19 protein-coding genes are annotated in these 20,480 nt (G+C 52.4%); 12 read left to right on the forward strand and 7 right to left on the reverse strand.

The window, feature by feature from the left end; genetic code table 11:
* Positions 1-357: 357 nt before the first annotated feature.
* Positions 358-2,508: a M28 family metallopeptidase gene (locus EDM54_RS16665; RefSeq protein WP_122958474.1), complete on the forward strand. Its 2,151-nt coding sequence runs from the start codon at positions 358-360 to the stop codon at positions 2,506-2,508.
* 170 nt (positions 2,509-2,678) lie between these two features.
* On the opposite strand, the gene EDM54_RS16670 is transcribed toward EDM54_RS16665, so the two are convergent.
* Positions 2,679-3,083 (reverse strand): hypothetical protein, encoded by a 405-nt coding sequence (locus EDM54_RS16670; RefSeq protein WP_003389633.1) that lies wholly within the window; start codon positions 3,081-3,083, stop codon positions 2,679-2,681.
* A gap of 167 nt (positions 3,084-3,250) precedes the next feature.
* On the opposite strand from EDM54_RS16670, the gene EDM54_RS16675 reads away from it, so the two are divergent.
* A complete protein-coding gene (locus tag EDM54_RS16675; protein WP_003389632.1) occupies positions 3,251-3,469 on the forward strand; it encodes a hypothetical protein in 219 nt (72 codons plus the stop codon).
* Positions 3,470-3,806: 337 nt separating this feature from the next.
* Here EDM54_RS16675 and EDM54_RS16680 read toward each other — a convergent pair whose 3' ends face one another.
* The gene (locus tag EDM54_RS16680) at positions 3,807-4,889 is read right to left on the reverse strand and encodes a suppressor of fused domain protein (protein ID WP_122958475.1); all 1,083 of its coding nucleotides are present in this window, start codon (positions 4,887-4,889) and stop codon (positions 3,807-3,809) included.
* 151 nt (positions 4,890-5,040) lie between these two features.
* Here EDM54_RS16680 and EDM54_RS16685 point away from each other — a divergent pair, with 151 nt between their 5' ends.
* Together EDM54_RS16685 and EDM54_RS16690 are read left to right on the forward strand one after the other, a co-directional pair.
* Positions 5,041-6,219, forward strand: coding sequence for a DUF4272 domain-containing protein (locus EDM54_RS16685; protein WP_122958476.1), 1,179 nt, complete (start codon positions 5,041-5,043; stop codon positions 6,217-6,219).
* 194 nt (positions 6,220-6,413) lie between these two features.
* On the forward strand, positions 6,414-6,806 hold the full coding sequence (locus tag EDM54_RS16690; RefSeq protein WP_122958477.1) for a nuclear transport factor 2 family protein: 393 nt from the start codon (positions 6,414-6,416) through the stop codon (positions 6,804-6,806).
* A gap of 209 nt (positions 6,807-7,015) precedes the next feature.
* Here EDM54_RS16690 and EDM54_RS16695 read toward each other — a convergent pair whose 3' ends face one another.
* The 3 genes from EDM54_RS16695 to EDM54_RS16705 form a co-directional block, all read right to left on the reverse strand.
* Positions 7,016-7,630 carry a flavin reductase family protein gene (locus tag EDM54_RS16695; RefSeq protein WP_122958478.1) on the reverse strand — a complete coding sequence of 205 codons (615 nt, stop codon included), beginning with the start codon at positions 7,628-7,630 and terminating at the stop codon, positions 7,016-7,018.
* A gap of 77 nt (positions 7,631-7,707) precedes the next feature.
* The gene (locus EDM54_RS16700) at positions 7,708-8,091 is read right to left on the reverse strand and encodes a hypothetical protein (RefSeq protein WP_003389626.1); all 384 of its coding nucleotides are present in this window, start codon (positions 8,089-8,091) and stop codon (positions 7,708-7,710) included.
* 296 nt (positions 8,092-8,387) lie between these two features.
* Entirely contained in the window at positions 8,388-9,179 is a 792-nt protein-coding gene (locus tag EDM54_RS16705; protein ID WP_024983447.1) for a tyrosine-protein phosphatase, read from the reverse strand.
* A 231-nt stretch (positions 9,180-9,410) separates the two neighbouring features.
* Between EDM54_RS16705 and EDM54_RS16710 the strand changes: the two genes are divergently transcribed.
* Both EDM54_RS16710 and EDM54_RS16715 read left to right on the forward strand, forming a co-directional pair.
* Positions 9,411-10,022 carry a TetR/AcrR family transcriptional regulator gene (locus tag EDM54_RS16710; protein ID WP_031931930.1) on the forward strand — a complete coding sequence of 204 codons (612 nt, stop codon included), beginning with the start codon at positions 9,411-9,413 and terminating at the stop codon, positions 10,020-10,022.
* A 52-nt stretch (positions 10,023-10,074) separates the two neighbouring features.
* Complete coding sequence (locus EDM54_RS16715; RefSeq protein WP_122958479.1) at positions 10,075-10,707, forward strand: TetR/AcrR family transcriptional regulator; 633 nt, start codon at positions 10,075-10,077, stop codon at positions 10,705-10,707.
* 220 nt (positions 10,708-10,927) lie between these two features.
* Here EDM54_RS16715 and EDM54_RS16720 read toward each other — a convergent pair whose 3' ends face one another.
* Positions 10,928-11,893, reverse strand: a complete 966-nt coding sequence (locus EDM54_RS16720; RefSeq protein WP_003389622.1) for a helix-turn-helix transcriptional regulator — start codon at positions 11,891-11,893, stop codon at positions 10,928-10,930.
* 294 nt (positions 11,894-12,187) lie between these two features.
* Between EDM54_RS16720 and EDM54_RS16725 the strand changes: the two genes are divergently transcribed.
* The 4 genes from EDM54_RS16725 (at position 12,188) to EDM54_RS27040 (ending at position 15,525) form a co-directional block, all read left to right on the forward strand.
* Positions 12,188-13,408 carry a cysteine desulfurase-like protein gene (locus EDM54_RS16725; RefSeq protein WP_024983443.1) on the forward strand — a complete coding sequence of 407 codons (1,221 nt, stop codon included), beginning with the start codon at positions 12,188-12,190 and terminating at the stop codon, positions 13,406-13,408.
* A 205-nt stretch (positions 13,409-13,613) separates the two neighbouring features.
* Positions 13,614-14,231: a sporulation-specific diadenylate cyclase CdaS gene (gene cdaS / locus EDM54_RS16730; RefSeq protein WP_081787789.1), complete on the forward strand. Its 618-nt coding sequence runs from the start codon at positions 13,614-13,616 to the stop codon at positions 14,229-14,231.
* 180 nt (positions 14,232-14,411) lie between these two features.
* On the forward strand, positions 14,412-14,690 hold the full coding sequence (locus EDM54_RS16735) for a hypothetical protein (protein ID WP_122958480.1): 279 nt from the start codon (positions 14,412-14,414) through the stop codon (positions 14,688-14,690).
* Between the two features lie 700 nt (positions 14,691-15,390).
* Positions 15,391-15,525: a hypothetical protein gene (locus EDM54_RS27040; protein WP_255320259.1), complete on the forward strand. Its 135-nt coding sequence runs from the start codon at positions 15,391-15,393 to the stop codon at positions 15,523-15,525.
* Positions 15,526-15,596: 71 nt separating this feature from the next.
* Here EDM54_RS27040 and EDM54_RS16740 read toward each other — a convergent pair whose 3' ends face one another.
* On the reverse strand, positions 15,597-18,203 hold the full coding sequence (locus EDM54_RS16740; protein WP_122958481.1) for a winged helix-turn-helix domain-containing protein: 2,607 nt from the start codon (positions 18,201-18,203) through the stop codon (positions 15,597-15,599).
* 262 nt (positions 18,204-18,465) lie between these two features.
* Between EDM54_RS16740 and EDM54_RS16745 the strand changes: the two genes are divergently transcribed.
* Complete coding sequence (locus tag EDM54_RS16745) at positions 18,466-18,933, forward strand: tripartite tricarboxylate transporter TctB family protein (RefSeq protein WP_024983438.1); 468 nt, start codon at positions 18,466-18,468, stop codon at positions 18,931-18,933.
* A gap of 13 nt (positions 18,934-18,946) precedes the next feature.
* Positions 18,947-20,464 (forward strand): tripartite tricarboxylate transporter permease, encoded by a 1,518-nt coding sequence (locus EDM54_RS16750; protein ID WP_024983437.1) that lies wholly within the window; start codon positions 18,947-18,949, stop codon positions 20,462-20,464.
* The last annotated feature ends 16 nt before the right edge of the window (positions 20,465-20,480 follow it).

Consider the following 20,480-nt stretch of genomic DNA (forward strand, 5'->3'; position numbering starts at 1 on the left):
CTGTATCTTACGGTGAGCATAGGCATTGTGTTCTGGCTTTTGAAAGGTTGCCGATGATGACTGCCCGATTGTTTGCGATTCCGGTTTTGTCATGCTTCATCAGGAATCGAATGGAATACTTCTCACCGATAGATGAACAACTGCCATATGTCTGTCGATCAGAGAAAAAGGGTGTAGGCCCTGCGTTCTTCCTCAACCTAGGGCTACATGGAATTGCCTGCTTCTCAAGCTTTTCAACGAGTCAATAGGACAGAAGCAACTGCTGGGAATTACACCCAACAACCTATGTTTTATTGCAGGTAATTTACCTACTATTATGATTAATCAGAAATTTAATGGCGGTAAGGGGGAGTCTGATTGAGCAAGCTGGAATCTGCATCTTTATGCGCAAGGAAAGTTTCTTCGCTGTTATTGGGTCTCACTGTTGCTTCGACACTGGTCTTCACGTCAGCCGTTCCGTCGCTGACATACGCTGCATCGGCAACAGCAGCTTCAAAAACCGCAACAGGCTTTTCAGCGGAAAAAGCGGATTGGCAACTGGAGTATGAACAGACTTTTGCCCAACTGGTCAAAAAGGAATCGCTGGCCCGCTATTCCAAAGATTTGAGTGAACGCTCCTCGCTGGTGGGATCGCCCGGCAATGAGGCCAATGTAGAGTATGCCGTGCGGGAGTTGAAAAAGGCGGGGCTTCAGCCGGAAGTGAAGACCTATCATGTCTACATGTCCGTTCCCAAAAAGATTTCGGTCACGCAAACCTATCCGCAAAAACGCGAGCTGCAGGTCATCGAGAAGCTGCCCAAAGGGACGAAGCACGCAAACGAGATTGTGCCGGGATACAACGCATATTCACCCGCTGGCGAGGTGGAGGCGGAGCTTGTATACGCCAACTACGGCAGGCCCGAGGATTTCGAAGAGCTGGAAAAACGGGGCATTTCGGTAAAAGACAAGATCGTCATCACCCGCTACGGTGCCAACTTCCGCGGCGTCAAGCCGGAACAAGCGGCGAAAAGGGGAGCCGTCGGCATGCTGATGTACAGCGATCCGGCCGATGACGGGTACATAAAGGGACTCGTCTATCCGGATGGTCCATGGAGACCTGCAGACGCCATCCAGCGCGGAAGCATCCTGTACATTTTCCGATATCCGGGCGATCCGCTGACCCCGGGAGAGCCGTCAACGCCCGATGCCAAACGGATCGATCCGGCTGATGCGGATTCTCTGCCGACGATCCCGACGACTCCGATCTCTTACGGGGAGGCACGTTCCTTGCTGGAAGCGATGGAAGGAGAAGAAGCGCCGGAGTCCTGGCAGGGAGGTCTGCCGTTTACGTACAAGATCGGACCGGGGCAGACGAGAGTAAAGATTTCCCTCGACATCGATTACAAGCAGCAGCCAGTCAATGACGTGATCGTCCGCATTCCCGGGGCAAAATATCCGGAGCAAATGGTGGTGATCGGGGCTCACCGTGACACTTGGGTAAAAGGGACAAGCGACGATCTGTCGGGCTGGACGGCCACGATGGAGATTGCCCGCGTCCTCGGGGAAATGGCGAAAAAAGGCTGGCAGCCGGATCGCACGATTGTCCTGGCCGGATGGGACGGGGAGGAATACGGCTTGCTTGGCTCGGTCGAATGGGCCGAGGATGAGCGCGAGGAATTGACGAAAAACGCCGTCGCCTATATCAACATGGACGGATTGGGCGGTCAGTTCTTCGGCGCATCTGCGGTGCCTTCACTGAAGCAGCTCGTATACGAGATCACGAAAGAAGTAACAGAGCCAAGAAGCGGCATGTCGATCTACGATGATTGGTATTTGAGATCGGGACGCAAAGAGCCGGCGATTGGAAAATTGGGCAGCGGGTCGGACTACACTCCGTTTATCCAGCACCTCGGCGTGCCGTCGCTCGATATGGGGTTCGGCGCTGCTGGCGGGCTCTATCACAGCGCCTATGACAACCTTGATGCGATGGAAAGGTTTACCGATCCCGGCTATGAGCATCATGCTGCCGGTGCCCGTTTGGTCGGAATGACAGCGCTTCGCTTGGCAAATGCGGAAGTAATACCGTTCAAATACTCCGATTATGCGGCCGACGTTCGGGCAATGCTGGAGGAGCTGGCCGATAAAGGAACGCTCGGTGTCGATCTGTCTCCGGTGATCGCTCAGGCTCAGGAGTGGCAGGCTGCGGCCGCTGCACTTGAGGAGAAGGCGGCGAATATCATCGAAGACGGCGTAACCGAAGAGGAGTACGGCGATTTGGCAAAGCTGAATGCGGCACTGCTCCAGCAGGAGCGCGACCTGCTCAAGCCAGAGGGGCTGTCCGGCCGTCCGTGGTATAAGCATCAGGTATGGGCGCCGGGGCTTACGACCGGTTATGCGGCGCAGCCTCTGCCAGCCATCGCTGAGGCCCTGCAAGCCAATGATCCCGCGGCATTGCAAAAGGCGGCGGAGAAGCTGAAGGAAGTGTTGGCAAAGGCGGCAGAAACGGCTCGTTCGGTGAAAGAAGAATAGGCAAGCACTCGGGGGTGTACAGCCAAGAGGTCCGCGTGAATGCGGACCTTTTTCGTGTACCGAACCAATGTCGGGTGCGGAACCAATATCGAGTGCAAACCACTATCGAGTACCGAACCAATTTCACAAATACGCACATAATCAAGACGGTTTTGCAAACAGGGCCAGGTTCACTCGTTTGACAGAGAGAGCGGATGGTCCGTCACGGGTGCTTTGAACAAGACAAAATCGCCGGACCACATTCTTGAAGTGATCACGATCTTTTCCGTCCCTTGCTGAAAAAAATAACCCGAGCCTTCTTGCTGTAAAAAAGTCCAGCCCGCTTTGCCCATTTCTTCGATCAGCTTGTCTTTTTCTGCTCCTCTTTGGGCAGCAATGCCGTACCAGACATAGCTTCGTTCGGTTGCCAGTTTTCTGAACCGGCCGTTTGCTTCTCGCAATTGGGATACAACCGTCTGTTTCGAAACGGATGGAAAGGGCAGTTCGGGATAAAGAAAGGCAGGGCGGTCGGCAAAAAGGAGCATGCCGCCCAATAGACAAATCAGCAAAAAGAGAAAAACTGTTTTTCTCGCCATATGTTCGCAGCTCCATTCAATCGTGGTCGGGTCATGCGATAGAAATCTTTTTACCAGCGAACCATTTGAGAACATGAGTTCGTTTGTGTACAATGTAATTTATGATGCTTGGTTCACACGATCTCTAACTTTTATATACAACATGCTCGTCAACGGAGGGATGACAATTGATCGAAACCATCATGGTTCCATTGGACAGTAAAATGCAGCGGGTGCCCGTGCTGACTTCCAAACATCTGAAGGTGTACGGCTTGCTGATCAAGGGTACGGACATAAACGAGCTTGTAGCTGACAGAAAGACGAGACATATTATAAATGAGCTGTGTCGTCTCGGGTGGGTAAAGCCTCGTGCCGAGAGGAAATATTCTTCGCAGAGATATATCTGATTTTTCAAAACTGAATTGTTTTACAAAGATTCATGAAATTTTAACACATTGCAAGAAAAACGATCACATTTATCGGATATAATGGGGGTGAAGTACACAGGAAGCATCGAAAGGGGTAAATACTCTTGAATCTGGTGTTAACGGAAGTGCAATGCAAGGAATGCAAGGCTCGGCTCACGGAGTATGAGATCGAAAACAACAACTCTGTTTGCATGGATTGCTATAAGGAGACTCAAGAAGATAATTAATCTGTTTGGATAGAAGGACCCGTCTTTGCGATTGCAGCAGAGACGGGTTTTCTTTTGCCGAGTCCATTCAAAAAGAGATTCGCCTGCATTTAAAATTTGCATTCACCATTGAAAACCAACAAATCTTTTCCGGCAGACCTCTGGATCAGCGCTTCCGACCCGTGGTTTTCGGCGAATTGTCTTTCCTCATCGGTTATCGGAATCATCCAGAGCAGGTTGACCGGGTCTTCTCCCATGTCCGGAAAAGAAATAGCAGGAGCATTCGCCGGTTGGGCGAGCAGGACAGATGTGAACCTCTCGTGAATCTGGCCGATTTCGCGGCAAGGAATAGTATGGCCGCGGGCGAAAAAGGTGAGGTATGACCAGGGCAGCGAGGTTTGCCCACTGATGTATTGCAGCATCTGCTTTTCGTTTTTGGCGAGCCACTCTGTTTCGCAGGCAAAGGCGAGCTCAAAGCGCCGTAGCCGCTCCGGTGTTTCCGTATACTGCTCGACCTTGGGCTGCGGCAGGATGGAGACGCCGAGTGTGACGACATAGGTGATCTCTTCCTTGACAATCTTGACCATCGCTTTAGGCGGCCAATGGCCACCGTCGATCGCGTAGTAGTTGTCGATCGGGCCCAGCTCTCGGGTGATGGCGTCAAGGTATTGCTGCTGCAGGTGCGTCCATGGATTCGCGTCCCAGCTTTGCCAAAACTGCTTGGCAGACTCTACGCGCTCATACAGTGCATTCGTCTCGGACGTTCCCAGCGGAAAGCACAGGTCCGACTCGCCGATGCAATCCCGGGCATAGGAAGGGTAGAAGGAACGTCCGTCGTCCGAAGGGCCGGCCCATCCGGGGATGACGCTGAGAATCTCCTCTTTGTAAAGAAGGGCGGCAGCATCGCATTCCTCAAACCAGACGATAGACAGGTGATCGGGGTCCAATCTTTCGGCACCTTCGGGATGGGCGCACAAGGCTCTCGGCAGCATCGGACCTTTGCCGCTTTCCATCGCCTCCAGATCGAGCGATTCCGGCGCTTTTTTGTAGTTTCGGACCCAGCAGGAGCGGATGCGGGCATACTCCTCGCCGGGGTAATCCCATAGGTAAAAGTAGACGCAATCGTCGTATTCTTCTACAAAGGCCTGGATAGGACAAAAGGGGGATAATTCCTCCAAAAGAATGTTTTTCATCTATTCACCTCAATAATCATGTTCTCCCAACCGATACATATATGGATTGATATACAACTTCAGGGTGGATATGGAAAAAGGATAGCACAGTTGTTGCGAAGGAAACAAATTTAGAAATAGTAAATCAATTTTCCGGAAGAGAGGGTTTACCATGCAGCAGTGTACATTGTACGTTTCCATTCAGGATCGTGAAAGCGTAACGGATGCCATTCGGAAGGCGTTTTCCGAAAAAACGGTTGAAGTCTCAACAGATGGCCGGGCTGTGACCGTCAGCAGCAAAAAATGGTTTAGCAAAAGCACGATTACCTTCAATACGCTGAGAGAGGACCTCGATCCGGAAGCGTTTGACCAGATGAAAAGAGGGATGTACGGTTATTTTTCGCAGATTGAAACGCCTCATCTGCGTGTTCAACAGAAGCTGCTCATGCAAATCACGGCTCTCAATGTCGCAGTAGGAATCGTGTCGAGTGACGGGATCGACAAGGAAACGTTTCAAAAAATACTGGAGATTGCCCGAAGCGTGCATGGGATCGTTTTCCTCCCTACAGGCGAGATGCTCGACAAAGAGGGCAAACTCATTCTCGACACGGCAGGCGAATCAGAGCTGGAGGATTTTATCTTGACTGTCAGTGTTGATCTGATTGATGGACATATACACCCCACGCCATCGGGAGAGGCGCGCAAACAGAGAAGCATGCAGCTTCTCAGGGAGCAGGGAATCCCGGTGATTGATCACCTTCCTGTAATCGTCGGGGACGAAGATGCGGTGATCCGGACAAAGGATGAGATCGTCCAGCGAGCAATCGCACTGTGTCTGATCGCGGTTTATTCCGGCGGCATTGCCGAGAATGGCAATGTTGAGGAAGAGCGAGAGTTTATCGAGGGAATCATCGAGCAATACGGCGCGGAAGGATTCTTTACGGAAAAAGAGCGGGCCTTCCTGTACAACGATGCTCCCGACCGGACGGACACGATCCAGATGGTATGGATGTACGAATGCTACTGGGTGCTTCTATGGGCGCTCGGTTACGTGGAGACGCTTGATTTCCCATCAGACATATGCGATGTGCAATCCGCCATTGACTGTCTGCGTCTCGCCGAAAACTACGATGCCTTCTACCAAAATGCGACGGTACGCAGCAAAACAGAAATCCTGGACCAGGCAGATTTGATATACCGTTACGACTGGGCATGTGTAGACGCGAGAATCAACAATCGTCCCGTCGCAGGCGGTTTAAACGACGAGGTGGTGCTGGAGAGGCACAGAGCGCTGAACTGGCTGGTGCGTTATATGGATGCCGACTGGGATGACGTTCAGATGGATACGTAAGGCAAGCCGTTTTTCGACATTTTGCTTCTATTTATAGAACATTTCTTGTCTATTTGCACAGACGGGCCGCTGCTGTTGTTTACTAGACGAATCGGCTGCTGCTGTCGGTTGAGCATGTTCTCTCATCGGGGTAAGATATGATCAACATCGTGTCAATAAAGTGATGGACGAACCAAAAAGGGAGCGTGCGACAGATGAACAACAGCCCGACGATGAAACAAGCATTGCTTGCGTATGTAGACGCATTCAACGCCGGTGACGCGGAACGTCTTCTCGCGTTGTTCGCTGAGGAAGCGACGGTGGAAGACCCGGTCGGTCTGGAGCCGAAGAGGGGACGAGCAGAGTTTGAGCAATTTTTCCGCTATGCCATCTCAGGCGGGGCCAAGCTCGAGCTGGTTGCGCCGCCGCGCGCTTCTTTCAGCAACCATGCAGCGGTCACCTTCATCGTGCACACCGAAATGGAAGGCCGTGCCGTCGGGATTCACGTCACCGATGTGATGACTTTCGACGAGAACGGAAAGATTGTCCACATGCGGGCTTTTTGGGGACAGGATGACGTGCGTCCGGCGGATTCCCCCAACGCGTAAACGCCTCCAACACGTAGTCGAAGACATTGTCCGAGCGGATCGCAAATAGATTTGCAAAAATGATCGTCGGTTTTGAAGAATAGCATTTGGCAGGCAGCCAGGCTTGGATGTAATTCCGCCCGGCTGCCTTTTTTTGGCCGGCCCGATCAGCTTCATGAGCAGGAGCATCGCGTAGAGAAGCCTGTTTTTCCGATGCATCGCAAGAGTTTTCAGGTCTCGGAGCGATACGATTTTCCCATTTGTGCGCCCAGGCCGAAGTAATGGCGGAAATTGTAAATGAGCGGAGACCAGGAGGCAGGATCGATGTAATTTTCTCCGAGGACGATATCCTCTGAGGCGTGCACCTTGACTGCCTTTACTTCCACAATGGCAAAATCCGGGCTGTGCTCGGGCGTGCGGATGTTTACGACCTTGGCCTCTATCTGGAGCGGGCATTCGAGAATCCGCTTCGGCTCTACGGTAGCGGAAGGCATCGGCGTGAAGCCGGCAGCCGCAAATTTGTCCTTTTCATAGCGGAAGCCCATCTGCTCTTTATAGGAAGGAACGGGGTCCTTGCCGGTGAGCGGCGCCAGCAATTCTACCTGTTTCCACAGGGAAGGGTCGGGAAGATTGAGCACGCATTCGGGATGCTGACGCAGGTTCTCTACTGCTTTTCCGCCGTATCCGATGCCCATGACGATGCAGTCGCCGAGCGCCCAGGAAGAAGAGATCGGGCTGATATTGGTCGAGCCGTCTTCGTTTTTGGTTGTCAGCAATACGACAGGTGTGCCGTAATACAAAATGTTGGGCTGAATGCTTTTGTGAGCGAGTGCGTTTGTTTTCATAACCTACCTCCATCGTTTCATCATAAGACGAAACGATTATAGCAAGCAGATATTTCGGCAGGGATCGAAGTATGGAATTATTTCGGGAAAGCTTTTGGCTGAAGCAGGCTCTTGTAATGATCGCGATACGCCCAGAGCAGGAAGCATTGCAGAACAAAGACGATGATTCCCAAAGGAAGCAGCGAAGGATCGGCGAACAGGTGAAACGTCAAAATATTGACGGCAACCGGGGCCAGAATGACCAGTGATAAAGGCACGAAAAAATTCAGAAGTAAGCCCAGTCCGCAGACGATCTCCACCGTTTTGACCAAGACCAATAAATACCCTTGCAAAAACTCCATCGCTGGCGGACTCGTCGGAAAGATCGGCGGCTGTCCGAAAATAACGAGGTAGCCGTTGAAGCCTGCGCCTAAAAAGATAAGTCCGAGTAACAGGCGGCACAGCAAAATGGTGGTTCGCATGATCATGACATCCTTTCTGGAAGGAGATAGGATATGCCACCGGGTGTGTGACCGGGTGGTCAATAAGGAAAGTATAGTCCGTTTTGACCGGGTGGTCAATACAGGGTGTGAACACTCAATTTTGCGGGGCCAAGCAACGCTCTGGAACGAAGGGTTGCCATTCCAAGCAGCAATGTCATTGTCATCGGTACGGGGGGCCGTGTCTTTGAGGAGGCAGCACTTGTGCAAATTGCCGGGCAACAAAAAAGCCTCGAAAAACCGATGGTTCCGAGACTCCAAGTATTGATGATGTATGCTTATTCAAGCAGATGCTGCTTGAGTCTTAACAAGCGCTCGGGCTGGATGCTGCAGGCCTGACACAAATAGGTTTCCATGTCTCCGTACTCATTCAGAATGCCCTGACAAACCTCCTCCAAATAGTCCCGGCGCACCTCCAGCATCGGCTTTACCTGATCCGGCGAAACTCGAAACAGACTCATCCACCTGATAAAGGTCTCGATTTTTTTCATGCGCGGCCCGATGGCATCGTTTGAAAACAGGTAGTCTTCCAACACATTTTGATAAGGGACCCCGACGAGAAGCTGAATGACGGCGGAGACAAAGCCAGTCCGGTCCTTTCCTCCTGTACAGTGAATCAGCGCCGGCAAATTCCTTTGTTCGGAGAGATGCGTGATGATTTCGTTCAACTGAGCATGACTGTTAAAAGCCATGTTGTGATACATGTCCTTCATGATGTGCTCAAAATTGATCGTATTTGCTTGACTGACCAAAAACTTGAAAAACGCCAGGCGTGTAAATTCCTGGCTGCTGTCATAAAGAGATACGCGAATGACTTGGATCCCGTGCTGGGAAGTAATCCGGCTGGTCTTTGAACTTCGCTCGCGCGGCGTTCTTAAATCACAGATGGAGGCGATTCTCAGTTGCTTGAATTTTTCTATGTCTTTTTGCGACAACCGGGACAAGTCTGCAGAGCGAAACAGCACACCTTTCTTCATTACACCGCCGTCTGTGGTTTGAAAGCCGCCTGCATCGCGAAAATTATATACTCCGTCGAATGGAAGGACCGAACGTGGCTCCAAGGTTTTCATGAACATTTCCCCCATGCAAGCAGATGAAAAACGGGTACCTCCTGGAACGTTCTCAAAAAAATGTGCACATGTGATTGAAATGGTTTTTATGGTCACATAAAAGCCGGAAGAAAAGACTGCGACTCATACAGTCCCCGGTTTACTTCTAGGTACTGAGCGATTATGATAAGTATAATGACCATGTGACGAAAAGTCCATAAAAAGTCACACGATTGTAAAAGGGAGTTTGTCATGCCGAAATTCACCGAGCAAGAAAAAGAACAAGTTCGCCAATCTCTCTTGATAAAAGGCAGGGAATTATTTATTCAATACGGGCTGGCCAAGACCAGCATTGATGATGTCATCCTCGCGTGCGGAATTGGCAAGGGCACCTTTTATAAATTTTTTGCTTCCAAGGAAGAGCTTTACTTTGAAATTTTGAAGAATGAGGAGGAAGTCAGGGAGACGGTGCTAAGGGAGCTATTTCGAGAAAATTTGCCTCCAAAGGAATTGCTGGCTTCTTTTTTCCGCACCTCATTTGAACTGGTCGAGAAGAACCCCTTTCTTCAACGCGTTTTTCAAAATGATGAACATGAGCGGCTTGCCCGCAAGCTTCCTGAGCAAATGAGACAATTTTCACAGGAGAACACAGAGCGAGGCATCCGTGCAGTCGAGCTCTTGATCGAGCGCGGGGCGCTCCCGAAGGATGATCCGCAAGTCATCGTCGGCATTATGCAGGCTGTCATGATGATGCGGCTGCACAAGCAAGACATTGGCCACGAGATCTTTGCCGATGTGATGGATAAAATCATCGAGTTTGTAGCGGAAGGATTGACCCGAGAGAAGCAGCATGCGGAAAAATGATTGCTGTTTCCCGTGAAAGGGTCCAGCTACGCAAAAAGAAGAAGGTGACGAGGTGCAAACCATTCATTTATGGAGCCAGGACGAAGAACCGAACAAAGTCAAGCTGCTGAATGCGGCTCTGCTTGAGTTTGCCGAAAAAGGCTACACACTTGGCTCTACGAACCAGATCGCGCAAAATGCCGGCATCTCCAAAGGGATGCTGTTTCACTTTTTTTCCAATAAAAAAACGCTGTACCTGTATATCGTGGATGCTTGCCTTGATTACTTCCAGACTTACCTGAAGGGGCACATGCAGATGCGTTCAAGCGACCTGCTGGACCGTGTGGCGGAGCTTGGCATGGCGCGAATGAAGCTGTTTTTCGAGGAACCTTTGATCTACCGGCTGGCGGTCGAGACCTTTGTCCGGTACCCGGCGGAGATCAGGGAGGAGATTGCGGGGCGGGAGCAGCAGGTGTATGAGAGCTATTTGACGATGCTGCTTGAGGGATTGGACAGCTCCGTCCTCCGCGAAGGCATTTCTCCGGCGAGAGCGGCCGACTTCCTGATTACGGCTGTCGAGGCTTTGATTCAGAAGCACGTCCGGGCACATGTAAATCAGGAGGACAAGGGGCTGGACGCTCTGCAGCAATTTTTCGGCGAGCTGTCCACCTATATGGATATGGTGCGCTATGGACTGTACCGTTAGACGGTGAATGAAGAAACGGCTGTCTGGCCAAGATCTGCTGATCGATCTTTGCAGGACAGCCGTTTTTTCGCGGGTACGACAAATACCTTTTTGCAGTATATGAGCAATGGAGTCGGGGGTAACGAAAGGCGGTTGAAGTGTAAGAAGGTTATTGCTGTGCAGGGGGGTGGCAGAATGTGACGATGTTCCCTGTTTAAAAGGCTGGACCGAACAGGAGGCGTCATGCCTCTTTCTCTGACTGGCGATACAGGGCGGTGATGGCCTTTGCCTCTGCGATGACCTTCTCGCGCAGCTCGAGCGGCTCAATGACTTCTATGCGCGACCCGAGTCCGAGGACAATTTCACAAGCAGAGTCCAAAGTCTGAAATTCGACTTCGGCTTCGATCCACCCGTCGGCAGCGGGAGCGGTATGAATGACTTTGGCATAACGCTCCTGGCGAAAGCGGGACAAACTCGTTTCCACAAGCTTCACGCGCCCGGGATAGGTCGGCAGATTCGCCTTGAACTGCTCGGTAGACTGCTCCCAGTAACGGGCGAGGTCAAAATCGGCCGGCCGCTCAAAGGCTTCGTCAAGCATCCGGGCAGAAAGCAGGCGGGAAATCCGATAGGTGCGAACTTCGCCGTCCACCTGCGCGACCATGTACCAGACGCTTCGTTTTGCCACCAGTCCTAACGGCCAAACAGTTCGTTCCACAGCGGTTTCCTCTCTTTGGTAGGAGATGAACAGCTTTCGGCTCGCCCATACAGCCTCTTGTACAGCAGGGAGAAAAGGAAACGACTCGTCGGACTGGTGCCAGCCAGCTCCGTCGATGTGGATGAGCTGGCGAACAGCTTCGGCGTCACGGCGTGCTTTTGCCGAGGACGCTGCCAGCAGTTTTTGGAAGGCAGCCTCGAACCGATTTTTGAGGCCGAGATCGCTCAGCAGGCTGGAAGGATGCACAAGCAGCAGCGATTGAAGCTCCTCCGTCGTCATCCCTGTCAAATTGGTCCGGTATCCCTCCGACAGCGACCATCCGCCCTGTGAACCGCGTTCGGCAAAAACGGGGATTCCCGCCGCGCTTAGAGCCTCCATGTCGCGGTGAATCGTCCTTTCGGAAACCTCGAGCATTTCCGCAAGCATCCGGGACGTCAGCCGGCCGTGGTTTTGCAGCAGCAATAAGATGGAAAGCAATCGATCTGCCCGCAAGGAAAGTCCTCCTTTGATCCGAAACGGTGTTCCGGTTTTCATACCGGTTGCTTTTTTGATCATACCATTTTTATATGACAGGAGCTGTCATATATCATGTTCAGTAAGAACTTCAGTACCTGGGAATGTCAGATGAGTACGGTCTCACCGCGCGGGACGTCAGCCGGCCGCACTGGGGCAAGTGCGTGGCAGAACGGGCTTTTGAATACTGGCCTTCTTTTTTTAGGAAAAGAAGTGTACAATCCATCATATAGTTAGAATATTCTGCATAAAAAGGCGGAGGAGGAGCAGATCATGGACTTTGACGTACATCGTTACCGGAACCACTTTCCTTCCTTGCAGCGGAAGGTTGGGGACAACTGCGCAGCCTATCTGGATGGCCCGGGAGGAACCCAGGTGCCAGCGCAGGTCATCGCCGCCATCGCCCAGTACTATGAGACAAGCAATGCCAATGCCCACGGCCCGTTTGTGACAAGCGAGGAAACGGATGTGATCGTGGAGAGAACGAGGGAGGGGATGGCCGCTTTTTTAGGGGCTGCTTCTCCCGGCAGCATTTCGTTTGGGGCCAATATGACCACGCTCGCCTTTTCTCTCAGCAGAGCGCTGTCGCGCCTCATTTCTGCCGGAGACGAGGTCATCATCACCGATCTCGACCACGAAGCCAATCGCGGACCATGGCAAACGCTGGCTGAAAAAGGAGCAGTCATCCACTCGGTCAGGATGACATCGGGCGGGCAGCTCGATATGGACCATTTGCAGTCGCTTCTATCCCCCAAGACGAAGATCGTCGCGGTCGGGTACTCATCGAACTCGCTCGGTACCGTCAATGACCTGACTGTAATAAGGGAATGGACACGGGCTGTCGGTGCCTGGATGATCGTGGATGCCGTCCACTACGCCCCGCATTTCCCGATGGATGTGGCGGCGCTTGATCCCGACTTTTTGCTATGCTCCGCCTACAAGTTTTACGGTCCCCACGTCGGTGTGCTGTACAGCCGTCCCGGATTGCTGGACCACATTCCGACCGACAGACTCCGGCCGCAGCTGGCGGAGGCTCCCTACCGGATCGAAACGGGCACGTTGAACTTTGCTGCATTGGCGGGGGTGAGAGCAGCCGTCGATTATATCGCTTCGTTTGGGAACGGTGAAAGCCTTCGCGAGCAGCTCACGAGCGGCATGGCGCTGATCCATGACCATGAAGAGCACGTCGCCCGTTACTTGTACGACAGGCTTTCAGCCTTGCCGCAGGCAAGTGTATATGGCCAGCCGTTTGGAGAAGGGCTGCGGGCGCCCACTGTTTCCTTCACTGTACAGGACGTACATACGGCAGACGTGGCGAAGGCTTTGGGCGAACAGGGACTGTTCGTCTGGGGCGGCCATTTTTACGCCATGCGCGTAGTCGAGACTCTGGGACTCGAAGATATGGGCGGGCTGGTCCGCGCAGGCATCTCCTTGTACAATACGGTGGAGGAAATCGATCGATTGATTGACTGTGTCGAGGCGTTGAAAAAGTAAAAAATACAGGATGCAGGCAGGCTTTTCTTCGGTTAAAGCCTGCTTTTTTTTTGTGCTTTTTTGTGTGCCGTTTTTTAGTCGAGCAGAAGAATAGCCGGACCGAGCAAAACAGGGAGTATCGTATATTCCTGCGAGAAAATGGAATGCTGTACGTAGTGGCATTGGGCAAATCCGGTTTGCATGAAGGGAGGTACAGTGCAAAGTGATGGCGATGGAGCCGAGAGATTGCGATATGTCTCCGATGAAACTGCAGGTAGAGAGTGATTTGCAACAGCTAATCCTCGACATCCAGCACAGTTTGGTCTCGATGAGAGATGAAAATCACTGCGTTCTGGGAAACCTGGACCAGATCAAGCGGGGATTCTTCCAGATTGAATCGACAGCCGCTTCCTTTTATCTCTATTGTTACTTGGCGCCCTTTACCGATAAATACCCGGATTTATCCCTGACCATCCAACATCTGTCCAGCCGCAGACACGGCGCCTTGATCGTCATTGAGCGAAATGAGCCGCTCGACCAATGGATATACAAGGGGACACCGGTTGGGGCCACGGTAAGCAGCTCGCTATTGGAGTCCATTTTTTATCCCGGAAGTCCGCTGCACGATGGCGCTGTGCTGATCCAAGGAAACTCGATTGTCTCAGCGGGGAATGTGCTGCCTCTCTCCGACAACAATCTGGGTGATCCCAGCCTCGGTACAAGGCACCGCGCTGCCTTGGGATTGACAGAACGGAGCGACGCGCTCGTGCTCGTGGTTTCCGAAGAGACGGGAAGAGCTCGCTTTGCCTATCAGGGAAAACTGTACCCGCTGCCGACTGTGTAAGAACAATGCGTGCAGCGGGTTTTCGTTATGCCATCCGCCCGGCAGCCACCCCTTTTTGCAAAGAGGGGCGACAACGTATCACATTAATTCCGACTTGACATATATGTATTATATGATTTATCTTTACACATAATCCTTTTCGTCAACATGGCACGTATAGCGCGATTGGGAGGAATCGATATGGAATTTTATTGTCCCGCATGCGAGCAGGCATTCTCGAAAAAAGAGGAGATATGCAGTCATTTGACGTCCTTTTTTCAATCCTTGCACGGCAAAAAAGTGTGGCGAATCCGCTTTCTTCATCATCATCCGTATCACATTTACAGCGATGAGCAAATCTACGAAATGCTGCAGAAGCAGCCGTTGACGGTCACTCATGCCATGTGTTTGACAGATTTTGATTCCGACTTGTGTACGGGCACTGACTCCCTTGGCAAAACCGTTTCGATTTTTGACTAGAAGCTGAGATTTTCAGTGCTGGGAGAACCGACAGGTTTTTAGAAAGCCTGGACAGATTTCTGTTTCAGTCCAGGACGAAGACTGGCACGGAGAGTGGGCCCAGGCTTTTCTTCACCACAGCTTTTCTTTTTTAGCGGTTGGACGGGCTTTGGTGAAGGAGATGAAAAAGGAGAAAACCGCTCAAGGTTCGGTGGGACACTGCGGGGAGCTGTACTGGCCGGCTCCATTCCAAAAGCAAAACCGCGTCCAAAAGCAGCCTGCTCGGGGGAGTGTCCCAGAGTTGGACGCTTAAAAGCGTGTTTTGCTTTTTCCATTTCGCCCGGGAAGTGTCCCAAAGCCCTTCGCGGTTTTCTCCTTTTTCATCTCTACAGATGCTGGATTCTATCCAAAAAACCGTTCGGACATAAGCCCGAACGGTTTTGAGCGAGGCTGGCTTGAAAGAGGCTTGCTTGAAAGGAGGTTCGAATCAAAGAACCGCCGTCAACTTACCGGGATCAGGTTTGCCGCGAGCCATAGACAATCAGAAGTGAGCTTGCTGAAAAACCTTGACTTGATTCTTTTGGCGCCATGAAATAGCCCGCAAGCATTTTAAAGCTGGAAGAAGCCATTCTGCTCGCCAGAGAAGCCTGTTTCCAGTCGGAGCGACTAGCGAAGTCCCACCCAGCGGAGCAGTGATCCCGAGGAAACAGAATCGCAACCTATGAATCCGCTGCGAAGCTGCGCGCCGTTTTGCGATTCCCTCGGGATCATTGCGGAGCGGACAGTCTCCGCTGCCCTGCAGGACGAAGACCGGAGCGCAGAATGGAAACAGGCTTCTCTGCACCGCAGCCGCTAAAAAAGCATCCTAGCTTTGCAAACATTCTCTTACAAACGCAACTCGTTTGCTAGTCAAAAAGGGGCAAACCGCTAAGGAGCAATCAACCCCAAATCCTGCGCCTTCAGCAAAGCTTGCGTCCGGGAGGAAACCCCCAGCTTCCCGTAAATGCGGTTCAAATACACCTTTACTGTCCCCACGGTTAAATCAAGCTCTGCCGCGATCTGTTGGTTGGTTGCGCCTTGTCCCAATAGTCCGAGAATGACGCTCTCACGCTGGGTAAGCGGCTCCAGAAAACCGTCGGCAGGAAGGGCAGGAGGACTACCGGCTCGCGGCTTCCCTGCGGCAAACCGATCCAGCAGATTATTTACATAGTCCCAGGAAACTCCTTCCCACTCCTGGCGTTTCGCAACGATTCTCCGCTGTTTCCCGTAATCCCGCAGCAAGCGGGCCATCCTTTCTCCCTCGTCCAGGAAGCTGCGAATATAGCCGTTTTGCTCTCCGAGGGCGAGGGCTTCATGCAGGTAGCGGAATGCTTGCAGGCGGTGCCCCAGCTTATGATGGATCAGTGCCTGGAGAACCGGGATTTCCACCATGCTCAAAAGACAGCCATCGCGTTTGCCCAAAGGCTTGAGGGTTTCCAATATGCGCAGTGCATCGGTGGTGTTCCCTTTTGCCTCCAAAAGACGGACAAAAGTCAGATACTCCAGCTCCTTGTCCAGCGTCGGTTTATCCTGTGCGGACAGGTGAAGCAAGTCCATGACGCGCTCTGCCTCCGATGGATTGTCTTCCAAAAGATCGATCCGCGCCCGAAAGGCGTACAGAGAAGGCAGCCAGTGATATTCCGTCCATTCTTTCACAGTGACAATTGTTTCGTCGATCGCTTCTTTTGCAGAATCGTACTCGCCTTTTACCAGGCGCAAGCGGGCAAGCGTAATCCGATTGGGGACGAGCAATCCGGCCACCTGCTTTTGGAGGGCGATCCATTCCACCTGCTTCAGAAGCGTCCCGCTGTCTTCCTGCCTGTCCCAATCATAGTACCCTTCGGCGAGGGCCTGGACTACATACAGGTTGATCAAGGAATCCTGCCAACCGTGGGATTGGAGAATGGCAATGAATCGTTTGCCCACTTCTTCTGTTTGTGCAGAGAGCAGTCCCTTGAGTCCAAATGCAGTCCGCCTGATGAGCGGTTCACTCGTATTGAAATTCAGATTGTAAAAAAGCGGATTTTCCGGCAAGACGTCATAGATGAGATCGGCATGGGCGAACCATTCCTCAAAGCGACGCGTAGAGAACACGAGATTGGCTTTGACAAAAAAGATGCCGCTCCGGATTTCCTGACGCTGCTCTTCAGTGACATCCGCTATGCTCCGTTCCAAATCGTCCAGCAGCGGATCGACGCGGTCGAATTTTCCGACGACATTCAAGGAAAAGGCGTAGAGCAGCAGCAGCACGGGGGAAAGAGTCCTGACGGGATCGGGAAACGCTTCGAACCAGCGGAGCAGGGTGGAAAATTCGCCTCGCTTCAGCACTGTGACGATATGCTGCTCCAGCCACTTGACCGCCAGCGCATAGTCTTTGGCGAGCAGGGCATGCTCGATGGCCTCATCCATCATCTGGCGTTCGGCAAAACACGCGCTTGCCCTCCGGTGAAGCTCGCTCCATGCCTGAGGATGCTTGATGAGCAGTTCCTTTTGCAGAAATTCCGAAAACAAATGGTGGTACCGATACCAGGTGCGTTCTTCATTTAGCGGGAGAATAAACAGGTTCAGAGTAATAATGCGCTGCAGCATGGCATGGCTGTCCGTCCTTTGCAGCACAGCATCGCAGCTTTGAAAGTCCAGTCGCTGAAGCACGGAGGTTTGCAGCAAAAAGTCGTGAATATCCTCCGGCAGTCCGGAAATGACTTCGTGCAACAAGTAATCGGCGACATTTCGGTCATACCCGGACATTCGCTGCAACAGCCGGTCGTAGTTCGAGCTGGCGAGCAGGGAGATGGCAAATAGCTGCAGTCCCGCCACCCAGCCTTCGGTAAATCCGAGCAATATTTCAAGCTCGCTCGAAGAAAGGGACAATTGCGCTACATCCTTGTAAAAATGGGCAGCTTCCTCCCGCGTGAACAGGAGTGAAGGAGCGTCAATCTCGTTATATTCGCCGCGTACTTTCCACTTTGCTGCAGAGAAAGGCAGGGCGGCGCGGCTGGAAAGGTACAGATGGATGTTTCCAGGAAGATATTCAATCAGGTAGGAAAGACTTTCATGGATCTGCTGATTCGCAATCACATGCAAATCGTCCAGAATCAAGCTGGCGTGATCCGGCAGCAAATCCAGCTCGTTGATCATGGCGTCAATCATCGTATAAACAGAGCTGCCGGAGAGCGAATCGAGCAAGGGAGTCATGCGCTCAGTCAACTGCGGGCAACAAGCGGAGGCGAGTGAGTAGGCCACGTATCGCCAGAACCTGCTGAGGTCATTGTCTTTTTCGTCCAACGATACCCAAGCCGCGCGGACGTTTGTGTGGAAAATCCATTGCCCTAAAAGCGTTGTTTTGCCAAAACCGGCAGGAGCGCAGATAGATGTCAGGCGGCAGTGCTGGCCGGTGCTGAGCATCTCCAGCAAATGTCCTCGGTTCACGGCTTTATCCTTGAATACAGGCAGGTTGATCTTCGTTTTTAACAGCACATCGGCAGGATTAAGCATGCTCCCTCCATGAAGGTGTTTTTCCAAGCGTCAACATGGATGAAAACCCTGAGTATTTCGGTTATTCCCATTATAGCCCATCTTCCCTGAGCAAAAAGAAAAACATTCGGGTCCGAGTAAGGCAAAAGATGATGCCAGCAAAACGAGAAAAGTCCCAAGGGATTCAATAGCTCGCCAAACGGTGGCGAGTTTTTGTTTTCACGTAACACTATAGGCCTCTGTGCCATAGGCTGTTGTATGGTTCAGATGCTGAGGTGATGATGTGAGACTTCCGTATAACCTGCCTGACTTTTTTGGTGCCTTGCTATCCATTGCGATCGGAATCGTCGTCAGCCTGGAGGCTTTTCGCCTGCACGCATATTCTCCCTCACAGTATGTCGGGGACCACACCCTGCCCGCCACCTTGGGGCTTCTGCTCATCACGCTAGGCACGGGATTGCTTTTTCATTCCTTTCGGGACAAAAAAGAAGAGAGGAAGACTGATGCAGAGAGTGGCTTCCGGCCAAAGAGCGTACTCCCTTGTCTTCTTGTGCTGCTTCTCTACGCGCTGGTGATTGACATTGTGGGATATGTGCTGGCTACCTTTCTGGCTTCCATTGCCTTGTTTCGCGTCATCGGCTCGTACAAATGGAGCCGTTCCATCGCGATGGCGATTGTCCTGACGGGGTGCTTGTACGCGGTTTTCGTGGTTTGGCTGAAGATTGCGTTTCCGACCGGATTCTTCTTTTGAAAGGTTGCTGCTTATGGATACCTTGCATCTTCTGCTGTCCGGCTTTGCGGAGGCCCTGACGCTGGAAAATGTGTTGATGGCTGCTCTAGGCGCTCTGGTCGGGACCTTTGTAGGCGTACTGCCCGGACTGGGGCCTACATCAGCTATTGCCATCCTGCTTCCGGTTACGGCTGTTCTCGAACCTACGCAAGGCATCATCATGCTGGCCGGCATTTACTACGGGGCCATGTACGGAGGCTCCACGACAGCGATTTTGCTGAACATTCCGGGAGAGCTGTCCTCGGTGCCGACCTGTCTGGATGGATACCCTCTGGCGAAGCAGGGGAAAGGCGGACCGGCTTTGGGCATCTCGGCTATCGGCTCGTTTGTGGCTGGAATCATGGGCGTGATCGGGCTTGTCTTTTTTGCTCCCGTCCTGGCGGATCAAGCACTCAAATTTGGCCCGCCCGAATACTTGGCCTTGATGGTGCTGGCCTTGACCTTGATGGTCAGCCTCTCCGGGGGTTCTTTTCTCAAGGCGTTCATCATGGGGGCATTCGGGTACGCCCTGTCACTTGTCGGACTGGGTCCTTCCACGGGGGTCCCCCGGTTTGATTACGGCAGCGCAAAGCTGGTCGGCGGCCTCGATATGATCAGCATTATCATCGGGTTGTTTGCCATCACGGAAGTATTGAAGGGAATCGAGGAAAAACGGGTGACGACGGTGATCGGCAATCCGGGGAGCGTTTACCCGTCCAAGGCTGATCTGCAAAAAAGCGTAAAGCCGATGGTGCGGGGAGGACTCGTAGGTTTTTTCCTCGGACTTCTGCCGGGCTGCTCGGCCGCTATTACGTCGTTTCTCGCCTATGATCTGGAGAAAAAGGTATCGAAACACCCGGAACGGTTTGGCCATGGGGCGATGGAGGGGGTAGCTGCGCCGGAAGCGGCAAACAACGCGACGAGCAGCGCCGGTTTTATTCCCCTGTTCTCGTTGGGAATCCCTTCTTCACCGCCGCTCGCCATTCTGTTGGCGGGATTGATGATTTACGGTCTTACGCCGGGACCCGTGCTTTTTGAGCAAAATACCACATTCGTCTGGGCGGTAATCGCCTCCATGTTCGTGGGAAATGCCATGCTCCTGGTGCTCAATCTGCCGATGGTCTGGCTGTGGGTCAAATTGACGAGAGTGCCGTATGGAATAATGGCCCCGATCATTTTGATCTTTTGCACCATCGGGGCCTATTCGGTAAGAAACAGCATGTTCGACGTCTTCGTCGCCTTTCTTTTTGGCGGGCTCGGGTACCTGTTCTCCACGTATAAATGGCCCGTGGTACCGCTGGTGCTCTGCTTCATCCTCGGACCGCTCCTCGAGGAGTCGCTCATCCAGACGGCGGCCATGTCAGCGGAGGGACTGGCGATTGTCCTGCAGCGCCCGATCTCATCGGTGATCCTTGTTGCGGCCGCAGCGCTGCTGATCATTTCTCTTGTGTTGAACAGGCGGACGCAAAAGAGGGTGCAGGAAGAGCGGGAGCGGGGAATAGACGTCAGCTAGATACACAAGTACGGGA

This window comes from Brevibacillus borstelensis (assembly GCF_003710865.1).
GTDB lineage: Bacteria > Bacillota > Bacilli > Brevibacillales > Brevibacillaceae > Brevibacillus > Brevibacillus borstelensis.

Coding starts and splice junctions, on each gene's coding strand:
- EDM54_RS16725 (WP_024983443.1), top strand. CDS start 12,188: ATGGACTTTGACGTACATCGTTACCGGAACCACTTTCCTTCCTTGCAG.
- EDM54_RS16680 (WP_122958475.1), bottom strand. CDS start 4,889: ATGAAAAACATTCTTTTGGAGGAATTATCCCCCTTTTGTCCTATCCAG.
- cdaS (WP_081787789.1), top strand. CDS start 13,614: ATGGCGATGGAGCCGAGAGATTGCGATATGTCTCCGATGAAACTGCAG.
- EDM54_RS27040 (WP_255320259.1), top strand. CDS start 15,391: ATGAATCCGCTGCGAAGCTGCGCGCCGTTTTGCGATTCCCTCGGGATC.
- EDM54_RS16685 (WP_122958476.1), top strand. CDS start 5,041: ATGCAGCAGTGTACATTGTACGTTTCCATTCAGGATCGTGAAAGCGTA.
- EDM54_RS16705 (WP_024983447.1), bottom strand. CDS start 9,179: ATGAAAACCTTGGAGCCACGTTCGGTCCTTCCATTCGACGGAGTATAT.
- EDM54_RS16670 (WP_003389633.1), bottom strand. CDS start 3,083: ATGGCGAGAAAAACAGTTTTTCTCTTTTTGCTGATTTGTCTATTGGGC.
- EDM54_RS16710 (WP_031931930.1), top strand. CDS start 9,411: ATGCCGAAATTCACCGAGCAAGAAAAAGAACAAGTTCGCCAATCTCTC.
- EDM54_RS16735 (WP_122958480.1), top strand. CDS start 14,412: ATGGAATTTTATTGTCCCGCATGCGAGCAGGCATTCTCGAAAAAAGAG.
- EDM54_RS16700 (WP_003389626.1), bottom strand. CDS start 8,091: ATGCGAACCACCATTTTGCTGTGCCGCCTGTTACTCGGACTTATCTTT.
- EDM54_RS16740 (WP_122958481.1), bottom strand. CDS start 18,203: ATGCTTAATCCTGCCGATGTGCTGTTAAAAACGAAGATCAACCTGCCT.
- EDM54_RS16695 (WP_122958478.1), bottom strand. CDS start 7,630: ATGAAAACAAACGCACTCGCTCACAAAAGCATTCAGCCCAACATTTTG.
- EDM54_RS16750 (WP_024983437.1), top strand. CDS start 18,947: ATGGATACCTTGCATCTTCTGCTGTCCGGCTTTGCGGAGGCCCTGACG.
- EDM54_RS16690 (WP_122958477.1), top strand. CDS start 6,414: ATGAACAACAGCCCGACGATGAAACAAGCATTGCTTGCGTATGTAGAC.